Here is a 21026-nt window from a genome sequence, read left to right as displayed (position 1 = left end):
TTGCGCGTTGGCGGCAATCTTAGTCTGCAAAGTGATCCCATCCCACAGTGTCAGCGGGCTTGCCCGCTATGGTCACGGCCGGGCTGGTGTTCGTTGCCCGGGCCTTTACCGAGCCTATCGCAGTGAAACCGGGAGGCAGCTGAACGTCGGCGGGAAAGGCCGCCAGCAGCCCGTGGTCCTCCCCGCCGCCCAGCACCCAGTCCAGCGGATTTGTTCCCAGCAGCGCGGCGGCGTCCTGGAGCGGGGCGGCAAGTTGTTTCAGCGCGGCGGGGTCCAGGTCGAGGACGGAGCCGCTGGCGTCGCCCATCCTGCCGCCGTCCCGGACCAGGCCGTCGGAAATGTCCATCAAGGCGGTGGCCCCGGCGTCGCGGGCGGAGGGTCCGGCGGCCAGCGGGGGCCGGGGCCGGCACTGGGTGTCCAGCAGGGCGCGCTGTTCCCGGGTCAGGCGGTCCACGGGGACCTCCGATTCGAGCAGGGCGAGACCGGCGGCGGCGTGCCCGACGGTGCCGGCGAGGGCGAGCGTGTCCCCGGGCCGGGCGCCGGAGCGCAGCACGGGGGCACGGCCGTCGAGGCTGCCGAGGATAGCGACGGAGACGGAGAGTTCGCGGCCGCGGCCCAGGTCCCCGCCGGCGACGGCGCAGCCGCCGGCGCCGAGCCCGCTGATGCCGGCGCTGATGCCGTCCGCGAAGTCCTCCACCCAGCCCACGGTGGTTTCCGGGGGCATGGTCAGGCTGACCACCAGGGAGGTGGCGCGGGCGCCCATGGCGTTGATGTCGCTGAGGTTCTGGGCGGCGGCCTTCCAGCCGACGTCGTAGCCGGTGGTCCGGTAGCCGTTGTTCCACTGCAGCCGGAAGTCCTGGTCCGCCACCTGGGTGTCGATGCTGATCACGGTGCGGCCGTCCGGGGCGGCGACGATCGCGGCGTCGTCCCCTGGACCGAGCAGCAGGACGTTGCCGTCGCCGGCGTTCAGGCGCGGAAAGATCCGCTGCAGCAGCTGGGACTCGGAGAGGTCGGCCACGGTCAGCGGGGTGGTGTTCACGATGTCAGGCACGTTCCTACGCTACCGTCCGGGTCCGACAGTGACGGTCCGGGCGCCCGCTCAGGCCGGGATAGGCTGGATGAATGCAGCAGCACCGCCAGACCGGATCCCGTCGCCCCCTCCGCTTCCTGGCCACCGTCGCCGCTGCCGGGCTGGCCTTGAGCGCCTGCTCCCCCGCCGTCGACGTCGCCCCCGCCAAGGATGCGGCCAACCCGGCGTGCGCGCCCATGATGGTGGCGTTGCCGGATTCGATCGGCGACGCGAAGCTGCGCAAGACCAACAGCCAGGGCACCGCAGCGTGGGGGGATCCGTCCCTGCTGGTGCTGCGCTGCGGCGTGAACGTCCCCGGCCCCACCACGGACCGCTGCGTGACCGTCAACGGTGTGGACTGGGTCATCAAGGAGGGCGATCCCGTGTGGACGCTGACCACGTTCGGCCGCGAACCCGCCACGGAAATCCTGATGGATCCGAACAAGATCAGCTCCGCCACGGTCCTCGCGGAACTGGCGAACGCCGCGGGCAAGGTGAAGTCCACCCGCAACTGCGTCGGCCAGCAGGACCTGCAGAACCTGCCCACCGGCAAGTAGCGCGGCGGGCAGGCGTTACCGGTGGGGCTTAGCGCAGGCCGGTCTTGCGGTGCAGGGCCAGGTAGATGAGCTCGTCGATCAGCTCCGCGTAATCCAGCCCGGAGGCCTTCCACATCTGCGGGTACATGCTCTTGGGCGTGAAGCCGGGCATGGTGTTGATCTCGTTGATGATCAGTTCGCCTTCGGGGGTGTAGAAGAAGTCCACCCGGCTCAGGCCCTCGGCGCCGACGGCGTCGAACGCCACGGCGGCGAGCTCGCGCACCCGGGCGATGTCCTCTTCCGGCAGGTCCGCCGGGCAACTCAGCGACGCGGCGTCGTCCTCGACGTACTTGGCGTTGAAGTCGTAGAAGTCGTGCCCGCCACCGGCCACCGAGATCTCACCCGGCATGGAGGTGCGCGGGGCATCCGTTCCCCGGCCTTCGAGCACGGCGCACTCGATCTCGCGGCCCAGGATGCCGGCCTCGATCACCAGCTTGGGGTCGTGCTCGCGGGCGGTTTCGATCGCGGCGTCCAGGCCGTCCAGGGAGTCAACCTTGGAGATTCCCATCGAGGAACCCGCGCGGGCGGGCTTGACGAAGACCGGGAAACCGAGGGCGTCGACGCGCTTGCGGACGCTCTCCGGGTCGGTCAGCCATTGCCGGTCCGTGACCGTGATGTAGGGCCCCACGCGCAGGCCGGCGGACTCGAAGACCACCTTCATGTAGTGCTTGTCCATGCCGACGGCGGAGGCCAGGACCCCGGCTCCCACGTAGCGGGTGTCCGAGAGCTCCAGCAGCCCCTGGATGGTGCCGTCCTCGCCGAACGGGCCGTGCAGCAGCGGGAAGACCACGTCCACGGAGCCGAGTTCCTGCGGAACCTGGTTCGGGGCGGCCACGATCAGCTGGTGCTCGCCACCGATCTCGGCCAGCGTCACGGTCTGCTCCGAGGGCGCCACCTCCGGGAGGGAGGACGCGGAGAGGGACCAGTCCCGGGTGTCCCCGGAGGCCAGGACCCACTGGCCGGTCTTGGCGATGCCGATCGGGATGACCTCGTACTTGGCCTTGTCGATCGCGCCCAGGACGCCGGCGGCGGTGACGCAGCTGACGGCGTGTTCGCTGGAGCGGCCGCCGAAGAGGACGGCCACGCGGGGCCGCGCGGCACCGGTCTGGGCGTCTGAGGTCTGGGCTTCAGGGGTCGGGGTGTTTTCCGGCACTGTCAGTAATCGCCTTCGGGTTTCAGGTCCCGGGACAGCAGCAGCGGTCCCAGTTGGTCAACGTGGAGTTTTCCGGCCAGCACGGCGACGACGGCGGCGGTGATGGGCATCTCGACGCCCAGTTTTCCGGCGAGCTCGTGGACGGCCTGGGCGGACTTGATGCCCTCGGCGGTCTGCGTCATCTCGGCGGTGACCTGGTCCAGGGTGAGCCCGGTGCCCAGCAACCTGCCGGCGGTGTGGTTGCGGGACAGGGCCGAGGAGCAGGTGGCCACCAGGTCGCCCAGCCCGGCGAGCCCGGCCATGGTACGGGCCTCCCCGCCCAAGGCCAGGGTCAGGCGGGAGGTCTCGGCGAGGCCGCGGGTAATGACGGAGGCTTTGGTGTTGTCGCCCATCTGCCTGCCCTCGCAGATGCCGACGGCCAGCGCGATGATGTTCTTGACGATGCCGCCGATTTCGACGCCGACCACGTCCGAGGTGGTGTAGGGCCGGAAGTAGGGGGCGGTGCAGCTGCGCGCCATCCACCCGGCCGGGGCGGCTTCGGTGCAGGCGACGACGGACGCGGTGGGTTCCTCCCGGGCGATTTCCATCGCCAGGTTGGGGCCGGAGACAACGGCGACGCGGCCGGCGGGCAGGTCGAGCTCCTCGCGGATAACCTCGCTCATCCGGGAATCGGTGTGCAGCTCCAGCCCCTTCATCAGGGAGACCACCAGCGCGTCGGGCCCGATCAGGGGCTTCCAGTCGCGCAGCTGCGGGCGCAGGGTCTGCGCCGGAACGGCCAGGATCACCAGGTCCGCGCCGTCCAGGACCTCGGCGACGTCGGTGGAGGCGGTGATGCTCTCCGGCAGCAGGATGCCCTTGAGGTACTGCTCGTTGCGGTGGTCGGCGTTGATCTGGTTGACGACGTCGGCCCGGCGGCCCCAGATCCGGATGGTCCGGTCTACGCCCGAGGCCGTGGCCGCGTCGGCGACGACCTTGGCGAAGGTGGTCCCCCAGGAGCCGGCGCCGAGGACGGCGACCCCCGGGCCGAACCTTCCCAGCTGCGCGCGTGCTCCGCCGTCACGCGGTGCCGCCGTCGTCAGCTGTTCCCGCGACGCCGCCAGCAGTTCCAGGGACGCCGCCGTCGTTCGCGGTAGTCGACGGGCCCGATGTGGAGGGGCCGATGCCGCCGCGTTCGACGAAGCGGCCGTGGGTGCTCTGGTTGTGCGCCGAGGGGTCCCAGCGGACCAGGGGCGGCTGGCCGCCGCGCAGGGTGGCCAGGAGTTCCGTGATGGCGTCCATGATGACCTCGGTCGCCTCGTTCAGGGTGGCGCGGTCCAGCGGCCGGCCCTCGAACGCGCTGAGGTCCACGGGATCGCCGACCAGGACGCGGGACGTCTTACGCGGGAAGACGTGGAACCGCTTGGCGTAGCGGGGAAACACCTCGTGGGCGCCCCAGTGGGCCAGGGGCACCACGGGAATGCCGCTCTCGAGGGCCATCCGGGCAGCCCCGGTGTGTCCCTTCATCGGCCACAGCTCGGGGTCACGGGTGAGCGTGCCCTCGGGGTAGATGATGATGGCGCCGCCCTCGCTGACCACTTCCCGGGCCACCTGGAGGGACTGGTTGGCGCCCGCCGTCGAGCGTTCCACCGGGATCTGCTTGGTGTTGCGGAGCACCGCGCCCACCACCGGAACCTTGAACAGGCTGCCCTTGGCCAGGAAGTGCGGCATGCGCTTCTGGTTGTAGAGCATGTGGCCGATCACCAGCGGATCGATCTCGGTGCAGTGGTTGGGCGCCGCGATGAAGCCGCCGGCGGGCAGCTTCTCCAGGCCTTCCCACTTCTTGCGCATCAGCAGGTTCATGATCGGCCGGACGATCCCGGCGACGATCACGAAGGTGGTCTGGCTCTTGGCCGTTTCTTTCATTGGGTCCGCTACCCGGCCGAGGTGATATCGAAATCGGCGCCCAGGCCGGCGAGCTTTTCGGTGAAGCGCTCGTAGCCGCGGTTGATGATGTCGATGCCGGTGACGCGGGAGGTGCCGGTGGCGGCCAGTGCCGCGATCAGGTGGCTGAAGCCGCCGCGCAGGTCGGGAACGTCGATGTCGGTGCCCTTGAGTTGCGTGGGACCGGAGATGACGGCGGAGTGCAGGAAGTTGCGCTGGCCGAAGCGGCACGGCACACTGCCCAGGCATTCGCGGTGCACCTGGATGTTGGCGCCCATGCGGACCAGGGCGTCGGTGAAGCCGAAGCGGTTCTCGTAGACGGTCTCGTGCACGATCGAGACGCCCTCGGCCTGGGTGAGCGCGACGATCAGCGGCTGCTGCCAGTCGGTCATGAAGCCGGGGTGAACGTCGGTCTCGAGGACCAGCGGGCTGAGCTTGCCGCCCGGGTGGTAGAAGCGGATGCCGTCGTCGCCGATGTCCATGCCGCCGCCCACCTTGCGGTAGGTGTTCAGGAAGGTCATCATGTCGCGCTGGGTGGCCCCCTCGACGAAGATGTCGCCGCGGGTGACGAGGGCCGCGGAGGCCCAGGAAGCGGATTCGTTGCGGTCGGAGAGGGCGCGGTGGTTGTAGCCGCCGAGGTCCTGCACACCCTCGATCCGGATCGTGCGGTCCGTCTGGACGCTGATGATGGCGCCCATTTTCTGCAGCACGGCGATCAGGTCCACGATTTCCGGCTCGGTGGCCGCGCCGGAGAGTTCGGTGATCCCCTCGGCCCGGGTTGCGCTGAGCAGGACCTGCTCGGTGGCGCCGACGGACGGGTAGGGCAGGGCGATCTTGGCACCCTTGAGGCCGTTGGGGGCGGAGATGTGGATGCCGCCCGGGCGCTTCTCGACGACGGCACCGAACTGGCGGAGCACGTTCAGGTGGTAGTCGATCGGGCGGTCGCCGATCTTGCAGCCGCCCAGGTCCGGGATGAAGGCCTCGCCGATCGCGTGGATCAGGGGCCCGCAGAGCAGGATCGGGATGCGCGAGTCGCCGGCGTGGGCGTCGATGGCGGTGTGCGAGGCCGTCTTGGCGTTGGTGGGGTCCAGGGTCAGGTCCCCGGTGACCGGGTCCTTGTCCACGGTGACGCCGTGCAGCTGGAGCAGGCTGGTGACAACCTCAACGTCCTTGATCTCAGGGACGTTGCGCAGCACGGATGGCTCGTTGCCCAGCAGGGCGGCCACCATCGCTTTGGGGACAAGATTCTTGGCCCCACGGACGGTGACGCGGCCGGTCAGCGGGACGCCTCCGCGGATTGTCAGAACACTACTCATTTACCAGTTTCCTCACGACTACTCGCCCCCAAATCCTTACAAAGGCTCCCGCTAAGTGTAGGAGGTCGCGTTACCGATCTGAAATACGGCACGGTTCGGCGGCGCCGCATCCCGGCCCGATGGGCAGTTGGCTGACTATCGGCCGTTGCGCTCCAGCGCCTCACCCAGCAGCCGGGCGGCGCGGGGGAACGCCGCGGGGTTGGGGCCGGCATAGTTGAGCCGCAGGAACGGGCCGGAGGCCTCGGCCGGGAAACAGCCCGCGCCGTGTCATCGGGGCCCGTGAGCTCCTAGGGCACCCGGTCGGCTGCACCCCAGCACCCCATTCTTTTATGCGCCCACGGACCCGATCCTTAAATGTCAGACCCCTCCGATTGAATGGGTTCATGGAAGGCAATCGGAAGCTTTTCGAGGATTCAGTCGGCGCGGTCCCAACGGTGGGGGACGCGGCGGCGATCGTCGATGAGCTCCGCGCGCTCGAGGACCGGAAGTCCGCGATCTCGGCGAGGCAGGCACGGCTGGCCGTGGCGTTGGACCTGATCCGGCGGCGGGAACAAGCCGCCCTTGGCTTGCCTCCGGACCAGCTCGGCGCCGGTGTCGGAGCGGAGATCGCGTTAGCGCGACGGGAATCCCCGGCCAAAGGCTCACGGTTGCTGGGTTTGGCACGGGCACTCGTGACGGAGATGCCGCACACCCTCGCCGCCCTCGACACCGGGCTCCTGAACGAATGGCGCGCCACGCTCCTCGTCCGCGAAACCGCCTGCCTGGACGCCCCCGACCGGACCGCCGTGGACGAGGAACTCGCAGCCGACACCGGCACCTTCGACGGAGCCGGAGACCGTACCATCATCTCCGCCGCCAAAGCCGCCGCCTACCGGCACGACCCACGCTCCGTCACCCAACGGGTAGCGCACGCCGAGACCGAACGCGGTGTCAGTCTCCGCCCGGCCCCTGACACGATGTGCTACCTCACCGCACTGCTCCCCGTAGCCGCCGGCGTCGCCGCCTACGCGGCCCTCACCCGGCACGCCGACACCGCCCGCGCCACCGGAGACACCCGATCCCGCGGCCAATTGATGGCCGATACTTTGGTCGAGCAGGTCACCGGGACCCCTGGCGGGATCACCGGCATCGAGGTTCAACTCGTCATGACCGACCGGACCCTCCTCGACGGGGACAACGAACCCGCTAGGCTCGCCGGCTATGGCGTGGTCCCCGCCGGATGGGCCAGAAAACTCGTGGCCGGCAAACGCGACAACTCAGAGCTCACAACCTGGGTGCGGCGCCTCTACACCGCGCCCGGCACCGGCGAACTCATCGGCATGGACTCGCGGGCCCGACTCTTCCCAGCAGGGCTGCGCCGGTTCATAGAGGCCCGCGACAACACCTGCCGCACCCCCTACTGCGACGCCCCCATCCGGCACCTGGACCACACCGTTCCCTGGCACCGCGGCGGAGAAACCACAGCAGTCAACGGCGCCGGACTCTGCGAAGCCTGCAACCACACCAAAGAAACGCCAGGATGGACCGCCCGACCAGTCGGTAGAGCAGAGCCCGCCAACAGGGTAGTACCCGACGCCAGACCGCCCGACGGCCGTCATGCACTCGAACTGACGACGCCCAGCGGCCACGTCTATCTCTCTGTCGCCCCGCCACTGCCGGGAACCCTCAGCGAAGGGCAGCGGAGGTCGCATGCGGAGGCGCTCTTAGGCGACATCGTTCTCTCACGTTCCAGAGCGCAACCCCGGCGCCGTAACAGGCGGCACCTCAAGCAACGTGCCCGGTTGCCGGCCTAGCGGGTCACCCGCGAGCCCCCTTTAAACCACGTCGCCGCCGGGCAAAAGCCCGGCGGCGATGGAAGCGGCAACCCGCTGCCCGCGAAAAAATCAGCCCAGCTTGGCGGGCAGCGTGGTGGGCTTGAATGCCGGCCGCGTAGCCTCGTAGGCGGTGATGTCTTCCTCGTGCTGGAGGGTCAGCCCGATGTCGTCCAGGCCTTCCAGGAGGCGCCAGCGGGTGTAGTCGTCGATCTCGAACGGAGCCACGACGTTGCCGCACTCGACCGTCTTGGAGACCAGATCAACCCGGACCTCGGTGCCCGGAGCGTTTTCCAGCACCTTCCAGATCAGTTCGATGTCGTCCTGCGACAGCTCGGCGGCCAGCAGGCCCTGCTTGCCCGAGTTGCCGCGGAAGATATCGGCGAACCGGGAGGACAGCACCGCCTTGAAGCCGTAGTCCTTAAGCGCCCACACGGCGTGCTCACGCGAGGACCCGGTCCCGAAGTCCGGCCCGGCCACCAGCACCGATCCGGCAGAGAACGGTTCCTGGTTCAGGATGAAGGACGGGTCCTTGCGCCAGGCGGAGAACAGGGCGTCCTCGAAGCCGGTCCGCGTGATCCGCTTGAGGTAGACGGCGGGGATGATCTGGTCCGTGTCGACGTTGCTCTGCCGCAGCGGGACGCCGACGCCGGTGTGGGTGGTGAACTTTTCCATCGTCTCTCCTTAGGCTGCGCTGGAGCGGTGTCCGGCGGACACGGGCTCGGGTTCAAGGTCTGACGGCGAACTCAAGGTGCCGCGCACCGCCGTCGCCGCCGCCACAACGGGCGAGACCAGGTGGGTGCGGCCGCCCTTGCCCTGCCGTCCCTCGAAGTTGCGGTTCGAGGTGGACGCGCAGCGCTCCCCCACTTCCAACTGGTCCGGGTTCATGCCCAGGCACATCGAGCAGCCTGCGAACCGCCACTCGGCGCCAAAGTCCTTGAACACCTTGTCCAGCCCCTCCGCCTCGGCTTCCAGCCGGACTCGGGCGGAACCGGGCACCACCAGCATGCGGATGTTCGGGTCCTTGGTGCGCCCCCGGATGATGTCCGCCGCGGCCCGGAGGTCCTCCATCCGGGAGTTGGTGCAGGAACCCAGGAAGACGGTGTCCACCCGGATGTCCTTCATCGGTGTCCCGGCCTCCAGCCCCATGTACTGCAGCGCGCGTTCCGCGGCGGCCTTGGCGTTCTCGTCGCCAAAGTCCCCTGGCGAAGGCACCTTGTCCGACAGGGAGACGCCCTGGCCGGGGTTGGTCCCCCACGTCACGAAGGGCTCCAGCGTGTCGGCGTCGAGGTCCACCTGGGCGTCGAAGACGGCGTCGTCGTCCGTCCGCAGCGTGTTCCAATACTCGATCGCTGCGTCCCAGTCAGCGCCCTCGGGGGCGTGCGGACGGCCCTGCATGTAGTCGTACGTCGTCCGGTCCGGGGCCACCATGCCGGCGCGGGCCCCGGCCTCGATCGACATGTTGCAGATCGTCATCCGGGCTTCCATGGACAGCGCGCGGATCGCCGAGCCGCGGTACTCCAGCACATAGCCCTGGCCGCCGCCGGTGCCGATCTTCGCGATGACCGCCAGGATGATGTCCTTGGCCGTTACGCCAGGGCGCAACGTGCCCTCGACGTTGATGGCCATGGTCTTGAACGGCTTGAGCGAGAGAGTCTGGGTGGCCATGACGTGCTCAACCTCGGAGGTGCCGATGCCCATCGCGAGCGCACCGAAGGCGCCGTGGGTGGAGGTGTGCGAATCGCCGCAGACCACCGTCATACCCGGCTGGGTCAGTCCAAGCTGCGGGCCCACCACGTGGACGATTCCCTGTTCGGCGTCGCCCAGGGAGTGCAGGCGCACCCCGAATTCCTTGCAGTTGTTCCGCAGGGTCTCGATCTGCGTGCGGCTGGTGAGGTCGGCGATAGGCTTGTCGATCGCGAGGGTGGGCGTGTTGTGATCCTCGGTGGCGATGGTCAGGTCCGGCCGGCGGAGTTGGCGGCCGGCCAGGCGCAGCCCCTCGAACGCCTGCGGGGAGGTCACCTCGTGCACGAGGTGAAGGTCAATGAAGAGGAGGTCAGGCTGGGCGTTGGCGCCTTCGCCGTCCCCTTGCGCACCACGTGCGCGTCCCAGACTTTCTCGGCCAATGTCTTTCCCACGGCCTGCTCCCTCCACTGCTTTCGCTACTGCCTGTGCCACCGGGATCCGCCCGGCGGCGTTGATGCTATCCACTGAATCAGCCCGCTGACCGAATAAGCCAGCGCAATGATTTGCATCTCAGATATTGAGACTGCAATATCATTACATGGACAACTCTAGTGGCGTTGGCGTCATCGATAAAGCGGCACACGTACTCGACGCCCTCGAGGCCGGCCCCACCACTCTGGCCCAGCTGGTCGCGGCCACCGGACTGGCCCGCCCCACGGTGCACCGGCTGGCCCTTGCCCTGGTCCACCACCGCCTGGTCAGCCGAGACATCCAGGGCCGCTTCGTCCTCGGCAGCCGCCTGGTGGAGTTGGCCTCCGCCGCCGGCGAGGACCGGTTGATCGCCTCCGCCGGCCCGGTCCTGATGCAGTTGCGCGACGCCACCGGCGAGAGCGCCCAGATCTTCCGCCGCCAGGGCGACTGGCGCGTCTGCGTCGCCTCCGCCGAACGTCCCATCGGCCTGCGCGACACCATCCCGGTCGGCACCCAGTTGTCCATGAAGGCAGGCTCGGCCGCCCAGGTGCTCCTGGCGTGGGAAGACCACGACCGCCTGCTTGAGGGGCTGCAGGCCGCGCGCTTTACGCCCACCGTCCTGGCCGGAGTACGACGCCGGGGCTGGGCCCAGAGCCTCGGCGAACGTGAGCCCGGTGTCGCCTCCGTCTCGGCCCCCGTGCGCGGCCCATCCGGGCGCGTCATCGCCGCGGTCTCGATCTCCGGTCCCATCGAACGCCTGACCCGCCAGCCGGGCCGCCTGCACGCCGAGGTGGTCTGCAACGCCTCCCGCACGCTGACCGAGGCGCTGCGCAAAACCAACGACTAATCCTCCCCCCGACGTCAGCGGCCGGCGCTAGGCTGTGCGGATGAACAGCTATGCGGTCTTCCTGCGCGGGGTCAATGTCGGCGGTATCACCATCAAGATGGCCGCACTGAAGGATGCCCTGAAACAGCGGCCCTTCGGCTCCGTGAAGACGCTGCTGGCCAGCGGGAACGTGGTCCTGACCAGCGACTTGCCCGGTTCCGGGGTGAAGGCCCAGTTCGAGGAGTGCCTGCGCGAGGCTTTCGGCTACGACGCCTGGGTGGTGGTGCTGTCCGCCTTACGCCTGGCGGAACTGGTGGCCGCATGCCCTTATCCGCCGGACGACGCGGAAACACACAGCTACGTCACGCTGTCCTCCGACGCCGGGGTCCTCGATGAACTGTACGACGCCGGAACCGCACTGGACGGGGTGGAACTGACCCTGCTGGGCCCCGAGGCGGTGGCGTGGCTTGCCCCGGCCGGCGGCACCCTGGACAGCCCGTTCAGCAAGCTCTCCTCGAAGCCGAAGTACAAGTCCTCCACCACCACACGCAACCTGCGCACCCTCATCAAGGTCCGCGACGCCGCCGCGGACCTGCAGGGAGGAGGCGGCTAGCCCGCTGCCACCTTCAGGGCGCCGTTGAACGCGGTGAGCCTGCCGGCCTCAAGCTCGACGGGCGCCACCACGAGGTCACGGGCGACGGCGTCGACCGCCGCTTCCAGCCGGCGCCGCGCGGCCCGGGCCCGCGCCCTGGCGGCGATTCCTGCGAGGGTCCGCGCCGCCAGGGCCAACACCACGCCCAGCAGCACTCCCCGGCCACCAGCACCGTGGGCACCGGCCAGCCCTCGACCCGGGGAACCTCCGGAACCGGCAACTGGAAGTAGCCCAGCGCCGCCAGCACCCCCAGCCAGCCCAGCCCGGCAACCGCGGCGGCCAAACCCAGCCACTGCAGGACGTTGAAGACCCGCCACCACCAGGAGCCCCGCCCCGCGGACAGCTCGGTCCCGGCGATCGCCTGATCGAGCGCGTCCGGGAGCTGGTCCCGGCCCTCCCGGGCGGCGGCGCGGATCGCCGCCCGCCACGGGCCGGGCGCGCCGTCGGAGGCGGCATCGGCGAAGTCCCGGACCGCCGCGTCGGCCCTCGCACGCTCCGGCGCACCGGCAGGCGGTAGCGATGTCCGGTTCAACTGCGGAGGCTCTCCGGTCCGGCGAAGGTTCAGCCTGCGCAGGGGTCCGGCCGGAGCCGGGCGAGCCAGCGGGTTACCGGCCAGCCGGTCCGGCGCGTGGCCTCCAGCCGGTAGGAGGCGGCCACGGCATCCACCACCAGCGGCACGTTGGCGGCCGTGGCCAGTTCCCGGGACAGGCGTTCCCGGCTGCCGGGGCGGACCCCGGCGGCCTTACCCGTCCCGGATGCCTCGGCCAACAGGTGGGCCGCGTGGTCGACGTCGGCCGCCAGCCGCTGGGACAGTGCGCGCCGCTGCATGGTCACCTGGCGGATCGCGGCGCGGACCTTGTCCACCCCGGTTCCCACGAGGGCCGAGGCTCCGAGGACCTGCACGGAACCCAGTCCGTCGCGGTGGAGCAGGGACTGGAGGGATTCCAGGACCGGCCGCACGTCGTGTTCCGGCAGCCGGTCCACCTGGTTGAGGACCACCAGCGTCACGGCGGCGTGGGTGGCGAGCGGGGCGAGGAAGTCGTTATGCACCGCCGCGTCGGCGTATTTTTGCGGGTCGAGCACCCAGACCAGGACGTCCACCAGGCCGGTCAGGCGCTCCGCGATGGCCCGGTTTTCGGCGTGGGTGGAGTCTATGTCCGGAAGGTCCAGCAGGATCAGTCCGGTGGAGTCGTCCGCGAATCCGGGTACGGCCGCGGCAACGTGCCGGTGACGGACGTCCAGCCAGTCCAGGAGCTCCCCGCTGCCCTCCGCACCCCAGATCCCGGCGAGCGGTTCCGACGTCGTGGGGCGGCGGGCTGCCGCCGTCGCGATGGTCGCGCCGCTCACCGCATTGAACAGCGACGACTTTCCGCTGCCGGTGGCCCCGAAGAAGCCCACCACGGTGTGTTCGGCGGAGAGGGAACGCCGCGAGCTGGCCCGCTCCAGGACCTGCAGGACCCCGTCCAAGGTCTCGTCCGGCAGCACGCCGGCCGCCAGTTGCCGCGCGTCATCCAGTGCCTCCAGCCGGCGGTCCAGGCGCGACGCCTCCCGGGCCGAAGCGTGGCGGTTCATGCGGCCGCCAGAGCTGTCAGGGCGGTGGCCCGCGCCCGCAAATCCTCGGCCGGGACGGCGTCCGGCGCCGCGGCCTCGAGGCGGTCCAGGAACCGCTGCCGCTCGTCGTCGAGGAGGCGCTGGCAACGTTCCTGCAGGTCGGTGCGGGCGGTCCTGGCCAGCCGGCGCACGGCGTCCTCGCCGAAGACCGCCTCCAGGACGCGTTGGCCGATCACGGCCGTTCCGCCGGCGACGCCGATCTCCAGGCCGGTGAGACCGGCGGTCATAGAGAAGACAACGATCATCAGCGCCGCACCGAGGCCGTTGATTCCGAAGGACAGCCAGCGCGCCTGGCTGCGCTTGCCCTGGCCTTCGGTCCGGATCAGCTCCATCAGGCTTCCCTGCCAGGCCCGGATCTCGGCCGCGACGGCGTCCGCGAAGCCCGGCGAGGTGCCGGACAGGTCGTCGGTGCCCAGCAGGAGGCGGCCGGCCGGGTCGGAGCGCCAACGCCGGTCCGTCTCCTCGGCAGCGTTGGCCGCTTCGTCGAGGATCACCGCCTGCAGGCCGGTTTCGATGGCCGTTTCAACGCGGACCGCCGGGGCCGGTTCGCCCCGGAAGAACGCCCCGACGCGGTCCCGCATCCGGCCGATGTTCTGTTCCATGACGCGGAAGAACTCCCCAGTGCCGACAAAGTCCTGCCACCGGGCGAGGACCTCTCCCCGCAACAGGGCGCCGTCGCGGGTGGCCTCCTGGATGCGGCCGGCGGCGTCCCGGTAGGCGCTCATGGCGTCCTGCTCCAGTTGCCGGGCCGCTTCCTGCTGCGCCGCCACGGCGCCTGCGGCGGCGGTGAACCTGGCGGCCAGGCCCCTGATGGCGCCGTTAAGGGTCCGCCGGGCGATTGCGGACCTGCCGGCGGCGTCCGCCGCGATCCCGCGCAGCCAGGCAAGCAGCGGCGCCACCGTGGCCGGCGGCAGCATGCCCTCACGGTCCAGAGGCACCTCCGGGACGATGAACAGCCGCGCCGAGGCCAGGCCTTGGCGCTCAAGCATTGTCCGCAGGTCGGCGGCCACTTCGTCCTCGGCCGCCGGCGGCACGCGGTCCAGCACCACGGCCACGGTGATGTCGCGGGCGGCGGCGTCCAGCAACAGCCGCCAGGGCACGGCGTCGGCGTAGCGGTTGGCCGTCGTCACGAAGATCCAGAGATCCGCCGCGGCGAGCAGCTGTCCGGCGAGCCGGCGGTTCTCAGCGGAGACGGAGTCGACGTCGGGGGCATCCAGGAGGGCGACGCCGGCCGGGACCGCCGGGTCGCCTGCGAGGACCAGCGAGGTCACTGCGGCAGCGTCTTCCCCTGCGCCGGGGACCGACGCGGGTTGCGCCAAGGTCGGCCCGGCGAGGACCGTGCCGCGGATCCTGCTGAGCGTGGGCAGCACGCGCTGGTCCTCGAACCAGCCGGCGTCGCCCGGGTGGTGCAGGAGGATGGGTTGGCGGGTGGTGGGGCGGATCGCCCCGGCGCGGGTGACCGGGTGGCCCACCAGGGCGTTGACCAGCGTGGACTTGCCGGCGCCGGTGGACCCGCCGACGACGGCGAGCAGGGGCGCGTCGAGGCTGCGGTAGCGGGGCAGGATGTAGTCATCCAGTTGGGCCGCGGCATTGCGGAGATCGCGGCGGGCGTCCTCCACCCCGGGGAGGTCCAGCGGCAGGATCACGGTGGCCAGCTCGCGGCGGGCGGACTCCAGCAGCTCCACCGCGTTCGTCTGGCGTGCGGCGGCCTGCCCTGCGCGGGCTGGAATGGTGCTCTCGTGGTCGCTCACAGCTTCATCATGGCAGGTCGGCGGTCCGGGGCGGCCGGGCTGGGGCACTCCGGGCATAAAAAATCCCCCGGAGACCGTAGTCTCCGGGGGAAATTTGTGACCCCAGCGGGATTCGAACCCGCGTTACCGCCGTGAGAGGGCAGCGTACTAGGCCGCTATACGATGGGGCCTTGCACTTTTCCAGCTCGAAGATTGTTTCACATCTTCAGCCATTCTCCAAATCGGTCAGACCGACTCAGAGACTCCGATTTTCCGCGGAAATCCGCGGATTTTCAGAGCTGGGATACCAGGACTCGAACCTAGAATGACGGTACCAGAAACCGTAGTGTTGCCAATTACACCATATCCCATTGTGACTTTCGGACCGGTTCCGCAGGCCTAAACCCGCGCTCCCGGCGCCTCAGCACGAGTAATTACTTTACCCGAGACTTTTGTCCGACACAAATCGAACCCCAGCCTCCGCGGGGACGCCCCGAAACGCACCCCCGGCGGCAGGCGACTCCGGCCAATCTGCAAAAAACCCTTGCGAATCCGCCGTAGATAAGTTTACTCTCGGTAAGTTACCAACGAGTAACCCAACCCTCCCCCAATCGAACAGCAGCATCCCCATGGCCCAAGACGGCTGTTAGCTGCATCACACTGGCGGGGTCGGCAGCGAAGCCGTTGCCGGCGAGATCGTCGAGAGGAACAAGAAGTGCCACAGAGTCGTGTCGCCATCGCTCCGCCCCGCAACCGGGCCCAACAAATCGCCATCGCCGTCCTGGCGCTGCTGCTGATCGCCCTCCTGGGCTTCTACACCCTGGTCACGGGCAAGATCACCGACGGGTCCGCCCGCCTCAACGACGGCGCCGGCCAGGCCGCCGCCGGGGCACAGCAACTCAAGGACGGTGCGGGGAAGCTCGCCGATGGCGCGGGCCAGGCCGACACCGGCTCGGGCAAGCTCTCGGACGGCGCGGAGAAGATCCACCAGGGCATCGCCGGCAAGCTCGCCCCCGGCGCGGATCAGCTGCAGCAGGGCGCGACCCAGCTCTCCGAGGGCGCGGTCAAGATTCAGACCGACGTGGACAACAAGCTCGCCCCCGGCGTCTACCAGGTGGACGACGGCGCCCAGAAGCTGGCGGCGGGTGCTGTCCAGCTCTCCGCCGCGCTGACCCCCACGGCCGCCGGCAACGCGGAAAACAACCTGGCCGACGGCGCCACCCAGCTCAACGCCGGAGCCGGCCAGCTGGCTGCCGGCACGGGCCAACTGGCCGCCGGCACGGATCAGCTCGCCGCCGGCACCGACCAGCTCAAGGGCTACCGGGGCGCCAACAACAACCCCGAGGCCGGAACTGGAACGGCCGCCCTGGCCCAGGCGCTGGAGCAGCTGAACGCCGCCGCCAATGATCCGGTCCAGGGCCTGGTGCCGCTGGCCGTGGTCAAGGACAAGATCGCCAAGATCCTCGACGGCGCCCACCGTCTGGACGCCGGCGCCTCACAACTGCAGGCCGGGGCCGGCCAGCTCCGCAGCGGCGCCGCCCAGCTGAACACCGGCGCCGGGCAGCTTCACGCCGGAACCGGAAAGCTCACCGCCGGCTTCGCCACCCTGGCGGCCAAGCTCAACAGCCAGGACCCCAACAACCCCGGCGTCGTCCTGGGCACCCGACTGCTGGCGGACGGCACTTCGAAAATCCGGGTGGGCATGGACGGCGTACCCGGCGATCCGGAGCACCCGGGCCTGCTGAAGGCCACGGCCAAGATGACCGACGGCAGCTCACGGCTCGCGGACGGAACCCTGGCACTGAACACGGGTATCAAGGGCGATCCCGCGGACCCGGCCAACCCGGGCCTGCTGAATGGATCCACCGCTCTGGCCACCGGCGCCTCCGACCTTCACACCGGCAACAGCAAGCTCGCCGCGGGGTCCACACAGCTCGCCACCGGCGCCGACAAGCTGGCCGACGGCAACGCGCAGATCGCCGCCGGAACCGGCACGCTCTTCTCCAGCGCCTCCGCGGTGTCGCCGTCGAGCATGATCAAGAACGACGTCGCCGTGGCCCTGGGACTGGTGACCCTGCTGGCGCTCGGCGCCGTCGGCGCCTACCTGGCGCTGCGGAACCGGCGGCTCGCCCAGGCTCCGGCCTAACGGACCGCCCAGGCCAGCCCGCCAGGCCGTCCAGGGGTCAGCTCAGGCGAGAAGGTCCAGCAGCGAGGAGACCTCGCGTCCGGTGAACTCCGGCGCGGGGTCTCCTCCGCGGTTCAGCCACACGCCCAGAAGGCCGGCCGCCGTCGCGCCGTCCGCGTCGAGCAGCCGGTTGTCGCCGACGTAGAGCGTCTCTCCCGGGCCGGTGCCGATCAGGCGCACGCCCTCGAGGTAGATGGCGGGGTCCGGCTTCGGGACGCCCACGGTATCCGTGCCGACCAGCACGCCGATCCGCTCCAGCCCGGCGGCGTCGAGCTTCACCCGCTGGTAATCGTGGACGTTGTTGCTCACCGCGCCGTACGGGATGCCCGCGGCGTCCAGGGCGTCCAGCAGCGGAACCACGTCGTCAAAGGCGCGGATGTAGCTGTGCTGCAGGCTCGCGTAGGAGCTGACCCAGTGATGGGCCTGCTCCCCCTCGGCCAGTTCGACGCCGAAGTGCCCCAGTGCGGCGCGGCCGCGGAGCAGACGCTGCTCGTTGAACGTCAGCTCGCCGGCGAGATAGCGGTCGTAGTAGTGCGTGGTTTCCTTCGTGAAGATGCGGCCGAACTTCTCCCAGGAGGCCTCGTCCAGGCCCGGGAGCAGGTGCTCGCTGACGCCGCGCAGGGCCGCCGTCATGGCGAACTCCAGGTCCACCAGCGTGTCGTCGATGTCGAAGAGCACGCCGGTGACGGCGGTGAGACCGGGCGCCAGCACGCCGGCCGCCCGCTCCCCGCCCCGCGTGGCGGCATCCATCATCAGCCGTGGAAGGCGCGCAGGCGGGCCAGGGAGGAGTCCCGGCCCAGGATGACCATGGACTCGAACAGCGGCGGGGAGATCCGGCGGCCGGAGATGGCGGTGCGGACCGGGCCGAACGCCAGCCGGGGCTTGACGCCGAGGCCCTCGACCAGCGACTCCTTCAGGGCGGCCTGGATGCTCTCCGCGGTCCAGTCCTGCAGCGGTTCCAGCGAGGCCAGGGCGGCCTCGAGCACCTCGGTGAGGTTCTCCGGGAGTCCCTTGCGGGCGTCGTCGGCCACGTCCACCTCTTCGTCCGCCTTGAAGAGGAAGGCGAGCATCTCGGGCGCTTCGCCCAGGAGCGAGATGCGCTCCTGGATCAGCGGCGCCGCCTCGGCGAGGATCTCCTCTTCGCGCGCGGTGAGCGTCTCCGCCACCAGGCCGGCGGCCTGCAGGTACGGGACCAGCCGGCCGCGGAAGTCCTCCGCGTCGAGCATGCGGATGTGCGTGCCGTTGATGGCCTCGGCCTTTTTGAGGTCGAAGCGGGCCGGGTTGGCCAGCACGTCGTGGACGTCGAAGTTCTCGATCAGCTGCTCGACGGTGAAGATGTCCTCGTCCGCGGAGAGGCTCCAGCCCAGCAGCGAGAGGTAGTTCAGCAGGCCCTCGGGGATGAAGCCGCGGTCGCGCAGCAGGAAGAGGTTGGACTGCGGGTCGCGCTTGGAGAGCTTCTTGTTGCCCTCGCCCATGACGTAGGGCAGGTGGCCGAACTCGGGCAGGTAGCTGGCGACGCCGATCTCCATCAGCGCACGGAACAGCACCACCTGGCGGGGCGTGGAGGAGAGCAGGTCCTCACCGCGGAGGACGTGGGTGATGCCCATCAGCGCGTCGTCCACCGGGTTGACCAGGGTGTAGAGCGGCGAACCGTCCGCGCGGACGATCACGTAGTCCGGGATGCTGCCGGCCTTGAAGGTGATCTCGCCGCGGACCATGTCGGTAAAAGTGACGTCCTCGTCGGGCATCCGCATCCGCAGCACCGGCTGCCGGCCCTCGGCCTTGAACGCGGCGAGCTGTTCCTCGGAGAGATTCCGGTCGAAGTTGTCGTAGCCGAGCTTCGGGTCGCGGCCGGCGGCGCGGTGGCGTGCCTCGACTTCCTCCGGGGACGAGTAGCACTCGTAGGCGTAGCCGCCGGCGACGAGCTTGGCCACCACGTCCTTGTAGAGGTCCAGACGCTGCGACTGGCGGTAGGGCTCGTGCGGGCCGCCCACCTCGACGCCCTCTTCCCAGCTGATGCCGAGCCACTTCAGCGCCTCCAGCAGCTGCTGGTAGCTCTCCTCCGAGTCGCGCGCCGCGTCCGTGTCCTCGATGCGGAAGACGAACGTGCCCTTGGTGTGCTTCGCGTGGGCCCAGTTGAACAGTGCGGTGCGGATCAGGCCGACGTGCGGGGTTCCGGTCGGGGAAGGGCAGAACCGGACCCGGACCGGGGTGTCCGCGGTGACTTCGCGGGGGCTTCACGGTTCGGGTCCGTGGTGGCAGAGCTGGAGACGGCGTCGGGCGCGGTGGGAGTAGTCATAGTGGTACCAACTTTACCGCGTGCCCGGTACCCGTTCCCGCTGTGAAAACGGACAGCCGCACCGTGGTTCCACGGTGCGGCTGTCCGAAATCGGCGCGGTTTCCTTGCGAGGTTCCCCGCCGCGCGGCTAGCGGCGGACGATCGGGTTGGAGAGGCGTCCGATGCCCTCGATCTCCACCTCGTAGCGGTCCCCGGCCTGGACGAGGCCGACGCCGGCGGGGGTGCCGGTCATGATGACATCGCCGGGCAGCAGGGTGAAGGCGTGCGAGACGATCGAGACCAGCTCGCGGACACCGCGGATCATCTGGTTGGTGTTGCCGTCCTGGCGCAGTTCGCCGTTCAGGCGGCCCTGGATCTGCAGGTCCTCGGTGTCCAGTTCGGTTTCGATCCAAGGGCCCAGCGGGGCGGAGGTGTCGAAGCCCTTGGCGCGGGCCCACTGCAGGTCCGTCTTCTGGACGTCCCGGGCGGTGAGGTCGTTGCCGCAGGTGTAGCCGAAGACGACGTCGTCCACGCGCTCCTCGGGGACGTCTTTGCAGATCCTTCCGATCACGACGCACAGTTCCGCTTCGAAGGAGATCTCCTCGGAGAACTCGGGCAGGACCACGGGATCGTTCGGGCCCACCACGGAGGTGTTGGGCTTGAGGAACAGCAGCGGCTGGGCGGGCACCTCGTTGCCAAGTTCATGGGCGTGCTCCACGAAATTGCGGCCGACGCCAACGACCTTGCTGCGCGGGATGATCGGCGCGAGCAGGCGGACGTCCTCCAGCTGGTGCTTCACGGAGGTCCGTTCGACGCCGTTGAAGAAGGGGTCGCCGTGGATGACAGTGATGACCTCACTGCCGGGCTCGCCTTCGACGATGCCGTAAAGGGGATCAGAATCAACTACAAACCGGGCGATACGCATGCGCCCTAGCCTACCGTCCGCGCAGGTAGTCCAGCTGCGCGGCGACGGACAGTTCGGCGGCGGGCCGGACGGAGGGGTCGACGGCGGCGTAGACCGCGTCGGCCACCTCCACGACGCCGGCGTCCCCGCCGAGTTCGGCCAGGGCGGAGCGGATCTGGGAGAGCCGGTCCTGGCGGTGTTCGCGGTAGGCGCGGACGATCGTGTCCAGCGCAGGGAGGATGGGGCCGTGGGCCGGCAGGACCGTCGCCGGGCCGATCCGCTCCAGCCGGTCCAGCGAGTCGAGGTAGTCCCCCAGCCGCCCGTCCGGGTAGTCCAGCACCGTGGTCCCGACGCCAAGGACGGTGTCGCCGGTGAGGACGGAGCCGTGCTCGCCGTCGCCGGGCAGGTGGAAGGAGACGGAGTCGGAGGTGTGGCCCGGCGTCGCCAGCACCCGGATCTCGACGCCGGCGGCGTGCAGCACCTCGCCGTCGGTCAGCGGTTCGGCGCCGTGGCAGTGCGCGGGGTCGGCGGCACGCACGGGGGCGCCGGTCAGCTCCGCGAAGCGTGCGGCCGCGGCCGTGTGGTCGGCGTGGCGGTGGGTGATCAGGATCAGTTCCACCGTCCCGGCCCGGCCCAGCGCGGCCAGGTGGTCCTCATCCAGCGGGCCCGGGTCCACCACGACGACAGTGGAGGCCCCCGGGGCCGAGAGCACGTACGAGTTGGTCCCGTGCAGGCTCATCGGCCCCGGGTTGGGAGCCAGGTGGAAGGCGGTCAGGTCGGTGCTCCGGACCGGGGCCCGGACGTCGTCGTGGATCACA

General features: G+C 69.9%; 16 protein-coding genes, 2 tRNA genes and 2 pseudogenes. 5 read left to right on the top strand and 15 right to left on the bottom strand.

The features are described 5' to 3' along the window. Positions 1 to 19: 19 nt before the first annotated feature. Complete coding sequence (locus tag ACRQ5B_RS12425) at positions 20 to 1051, bottom strand: thiamine-phosphate kinase (protein ID WP_432394279.1); 1032 nt, start codon at positions 1049 to 1051, stop codon at positions 20 to 22. Between the two features lie 71 nt (positions 1052 to 1122). Between ACRQ5B_RS12425 and ACRQ5B_RS12420 the strand changes: the two genes are divergently transcribed. Continuing rightward, the gene (locus ACRQ5B_RS12420) at positions 1123 to 1626 is read left to right on the top strand and encodes a DUF3515 domain-containing protein (RefSeq protein WP_432394276.1); all 504 of its coding nucleotides are present in this window, start codon (positions 1123 to 1125) and stop codon (positions 1624 to 1626) included. A gap of 28 nt (positions 1627 to 1654) precedes the next feature. Here the strand turns inward: ACRQ5B_RS12420 and ACRQ5B_RS12415 are convergent, their stop codons facing one another. The 4 genes from ACRQ5B_RS12415 to murA are packed head-to-tail and all read right to left on the bottom strand — an operon-like array spanning position 1655 to position 6054. After that, positions 1655 to 2818, bottom strand: a complete 1164-nt coding sequence (locus ACRQ5B_RS12415; protein WP_432394273.1) for a D-alanine--D-alanine ligase family protein — start codon at positions 2816 to 2818, stop codon at positions 1655 to 1657. A gap of 2 nt (positions 2819 to 2820) precedes the next feature. Continuing rightward, the gene (locus ACRQ5B_RS12410; RefSeq protein ID WP_432398759.1) at positions 2821 to 3855 is read right to left on the bottom strand and encodes an NAD(P)H-dependent glycerol-3-phosphate dehydrogenase; all 1035 of its coding nucleotides are present in this window, start codon (positions 3853 to 3855) and stop codon (positions 2821 to 2823) included. Between the two features lie 19 nt (positions 3856 to 3874). After that, positions 3875 to 4720, bottom strand: coding sequence for a lysophospholipid acyltransferase family protein (locus ACRQ5B_RS12405; protein ID WP_432394271.1), 846 nt, complete (start codon positions 4718 to 4720; stop codon positions 3875 to 3877). Positions 4721 to 4728: 8 nt separating this feature from the next. Further along, positions 4729 to 6054 carry a UDP-N-acetylglucosamine 1-carboxyvinyltransferase gene (gene murA, locus ACRQ5B_RS12400; RefSeq protein ID WP_432394268.1) on the bottom strand — a complete coding sequence of 442 codons (1326 nt, stop codon included), beginning with the start codon at positions 6052 to 6054 and terminating at the stop codon, positions 4729 to 4731. Positions 6055 to 6437: 383 nt separating this feature from the next. Between murA and ACRQ5B_RS12395 the strand changes: the two genes are divergently transcribed. After that, positions 6438 to 7847: an HNH endonuclease gene (locus tag ACRQ5B_RS12395; RefSeq protein ID WP_432394265.1), complete on the top strand. Its 1410-nt coding sequence runs from the start codon at positions 6438 to 6440 to the stop codon at positions 7845 to 7847. 90 nt (positions 7848 to 7937) lie between these two features. On the opposite strand, the gene leuD is transcribed toward ACRQ5B_RS12395, so the two are convergent. Together leuD and leuC are read right to left on the bottom strand one after the other, a co-directional pair. After that, on the bottom strand, positions 7938 to 8540 hold the full coding sequence (gene leuD / locus ACRQ5B_RS12390; RefSeq protein ID WP_432394263.1) for a 3-isopropylmalate dehydratase small subunit: 603 nt from the start codon (positions 8538 to 8540) through the stop codon (positions 7938 to 7940). A gap of 9 nt (positions 8541 to 8549) precedes the next feature. After that, positions 8550 to 10003, bottom strand: a pseudogene (gene leuC, locus ACRQ5B_RS12385) (3-isopropylmalate dehydratase large subunit). 146 nt (positions 10004 to 10149) lie between these two features. Here leuC and ACRQ5B_RS12380 point away from each other — a divergent pair. Next, positions 10150 to 10869 (top strand): IclR family transcriptional regulator, encoded by a 720-nt coding sequence (locus tag ACRQ5B_RS12380; protein WP_412883341.1) that lies wholly within the window; start codon positions 10150 to 10152, stop codon positions 10867 to 10869. Positions 10870 to 10909: 40 nt separating this feature from the next. After that, positions 10910 to 11461, top strand: coding sequence for a DUF1697 domain-containing protein (locus ACRQ5B_RS12375; RefSeq protein ID WP_432394260.1), 552 nt, complete (start codon positions 10910 to 10912; stop codon positions 11459 to 11461). On the opposite strand, the pseudogene ACRQ5B_RS12370 reads toward ACRQ5B_RS12375, so the two are convergent. The 4 genes and pseudogenes from ACRQ5B_RS12370 to ACRQ5B_RS12355 form a co-directional block, all read right to left on the bottom strand. After that, positions 11458 to 13072, bottom strand: a pseudogene (locus ACRQ5B_RS12370) (GTPase). The gene ACRQ5B_RS12375 and the pseudogene ACRQ5B_RS12370 overlap by 4 nt on opposite strands. Next, on the bottom strand, positions 13069 to 14919 hold the full coding sequence (locus ACRQ5B_RS12365; RefSeq protein WP_432394257.1) for a dynamin family protein: 1851 nt from the start codon (positions 14917 to 14919) through the stop codon (positions 13069 to 13071). Before ACRQ5B_RS12365 ends, ACRQ5B_RS12370 begins: the two are co-directional and overlap by 4 nt. A gap of 40 nt (positions 14920 to 14959) precedes the next feature. Beyond that, positions 14960 to 15032: transfer RNA gene (locus ACRQ5B_RS12360), tRNA-Glu, on the bottom strand. A gap of 108 nt (positions 15033 to 15140) precedes the next feature. Then, a tRNA-Gln gene (locus tag ACRQ5B_RS12355) sits at positions 15141 to 15212 on the bottom strand. A 344-nt stretch (positions 15213 to 15556) separates the two neighbouring features. Between ACRQ5B_RS12355 and ACRQ5B_RS12350 the strand changes: the two genes are divergently transcribed. Further along, positions 15557 to 16987 (top strand): hypothetical protein, encoded by a 1431-nt coding sequence (locus ACRQ5B_RS12350; protein WP_432394254.1) that lies wholly within the window; start codon positions 15557 to 15559, stop codon positions 16985 to 16987. A gap of 42 nt (positions 16988 to 17029) precedes the next feature. Here ACRQ5B_RS12350 and ACRQ5B_RS12345 read toward each other — a convergent pair whose 3' ends face one another. The 4 genes from ACRQ5B_RS12345 to ACRQ5B_RS12330 all read right to left on the bottom strand — a co-directional run bounded on the left by ACRQ5B_RS12345 (position 17030) and on the right by ACRQ5B_RS12330 (position 21025). Beyond that, a complete protein-coding gene (locus ACRQ5B_RS12345) occupies positions 17030 to 17737 on the bottom strand; it encodes an HAD family hydrolase (RefSeq protein ID WP_432394251.1) in 708 nt (235 codons plus the stop codon). A 41-nt stretch (positions 17738 to 17778) separates the two neighbouring features. Further along, positions 17779 to 19185 carry a glutamate--tRNA ligase gene (gene gltX / locus ACRQ5B_RS12340; RefSeq protein WP_432398758.1) on the bottom strand — a complete coding sequence of 469 codons (1407 nt, stop codon included), beginning with the start codon at positions 19183 to 19185 and terminating at the stop codon, positions 17779 to 17781. A gap of 267 nt (positions 19186 to 19452) precedes the next feature. Continuing rightward, entirely contained in the window at positions 19453 to 20229 is a 777-nt protein-coding gene (locus ACRQ5B_RS12335; RefSeq protein ID WP_290257489.1) for a fumarylacetoacetate hydrolase family protein, read from the bottom strand. A 10-nt stretch (positions 20230 to 20239) separates the two neighbouring features. Further along, positions 20240 to 21025, bottom strand: a complete 786-nt coding sequence (locus ACRQ5B_RS12330) for an MBL fold metallo-hydrolase (protein ID WP_432394247.1) — start codon at positions 21023 to 21025, stop codon at positions 20240 to 20242. Between the last annotated feature and the right edge of the window lies 1 nt (position 21026).

Origin of the sequence: Pseudarthrobacter sp. L19, from assembly GCF_050859435.1 — a bacterium.
Lineage (GTDB): Bacteria > Actinomycetota > Actinomycetes > Actinomycetales > Micrococcaceae > Arthrobacter.
The sequence above is the reverse complement of the archived record's forward strand: the minus strand, read 5'-3'. Positions and strand labels throughout refer to the sequence as shown.

Bases quoted from the DNA above. Each gene is read 5' to 3' on its own strand.
- murA (WP_432394268.1), bottom strand. From the start codon at position 6,054: ATGAGTAGTGTTCTGACAATCCGCGGAGGCGTCCCGCTGACCGGCCGC.
- ACRQ5B_RS12335 (WP_290257489.1), bottom strand. From the start codon at position 20,229: ATGCGTATCGCCCGGTTTGTAGTTGATTCTGATCCCCTTTACGGCATC.
- ACRQ5B_RS12395 (WP_432394265.1), top strand. From the start codon at position 6,438: ATGGAAGGCAATCGGAAGCTTTTCGAGGATTCAGTCGGCGCGGTCCCA.
- ACRQ5B_RS12420 (WP_432394276.1), top strand. From the start codon at position 1,123: ATGCAGCAGCACCGCCAGACCGGATCCCGTCGCCCCCTCCGCTTCCTG.
- ACRQ5B_RS12380 (WP_412883341.1), top strand. From the start codon at position 10,150: ATGGACAACTCTAGTGGCGTTGGCGTCATCGATAAAGCGGCACACGTA.
- ACRQ5B_RS12375 (WP_432394260.1), top strand. From the start codon at position 10,910: ATGAACAGCTATGCGGTCTTCCTGCGCGGGGTCAATGTCGGCGGTATC.
- ACRQ5B_RS12365 (WP_432394257.1), bottom strand. From the start codon at position 14,919: ATGCCCGGAGTGCCCCAGCCCGGCCGCCCCGGACCGCCGACCTGCCAT.
- ACRQ5B_RS12405 (WP_432394271.1), bottom strand. From the start codon at position 4,720: ATGAAAGAAACGGCCAAGAGCCAGACCACCTTCGTGATCGTCGCCGGG.
- leuD (WP_432394263.1), bottom strand. From the start codon at position 8,540: ATGGAAAAGTTCACCACCCACACCGGCGTCGGCGTCCCGCTGCGGCAG.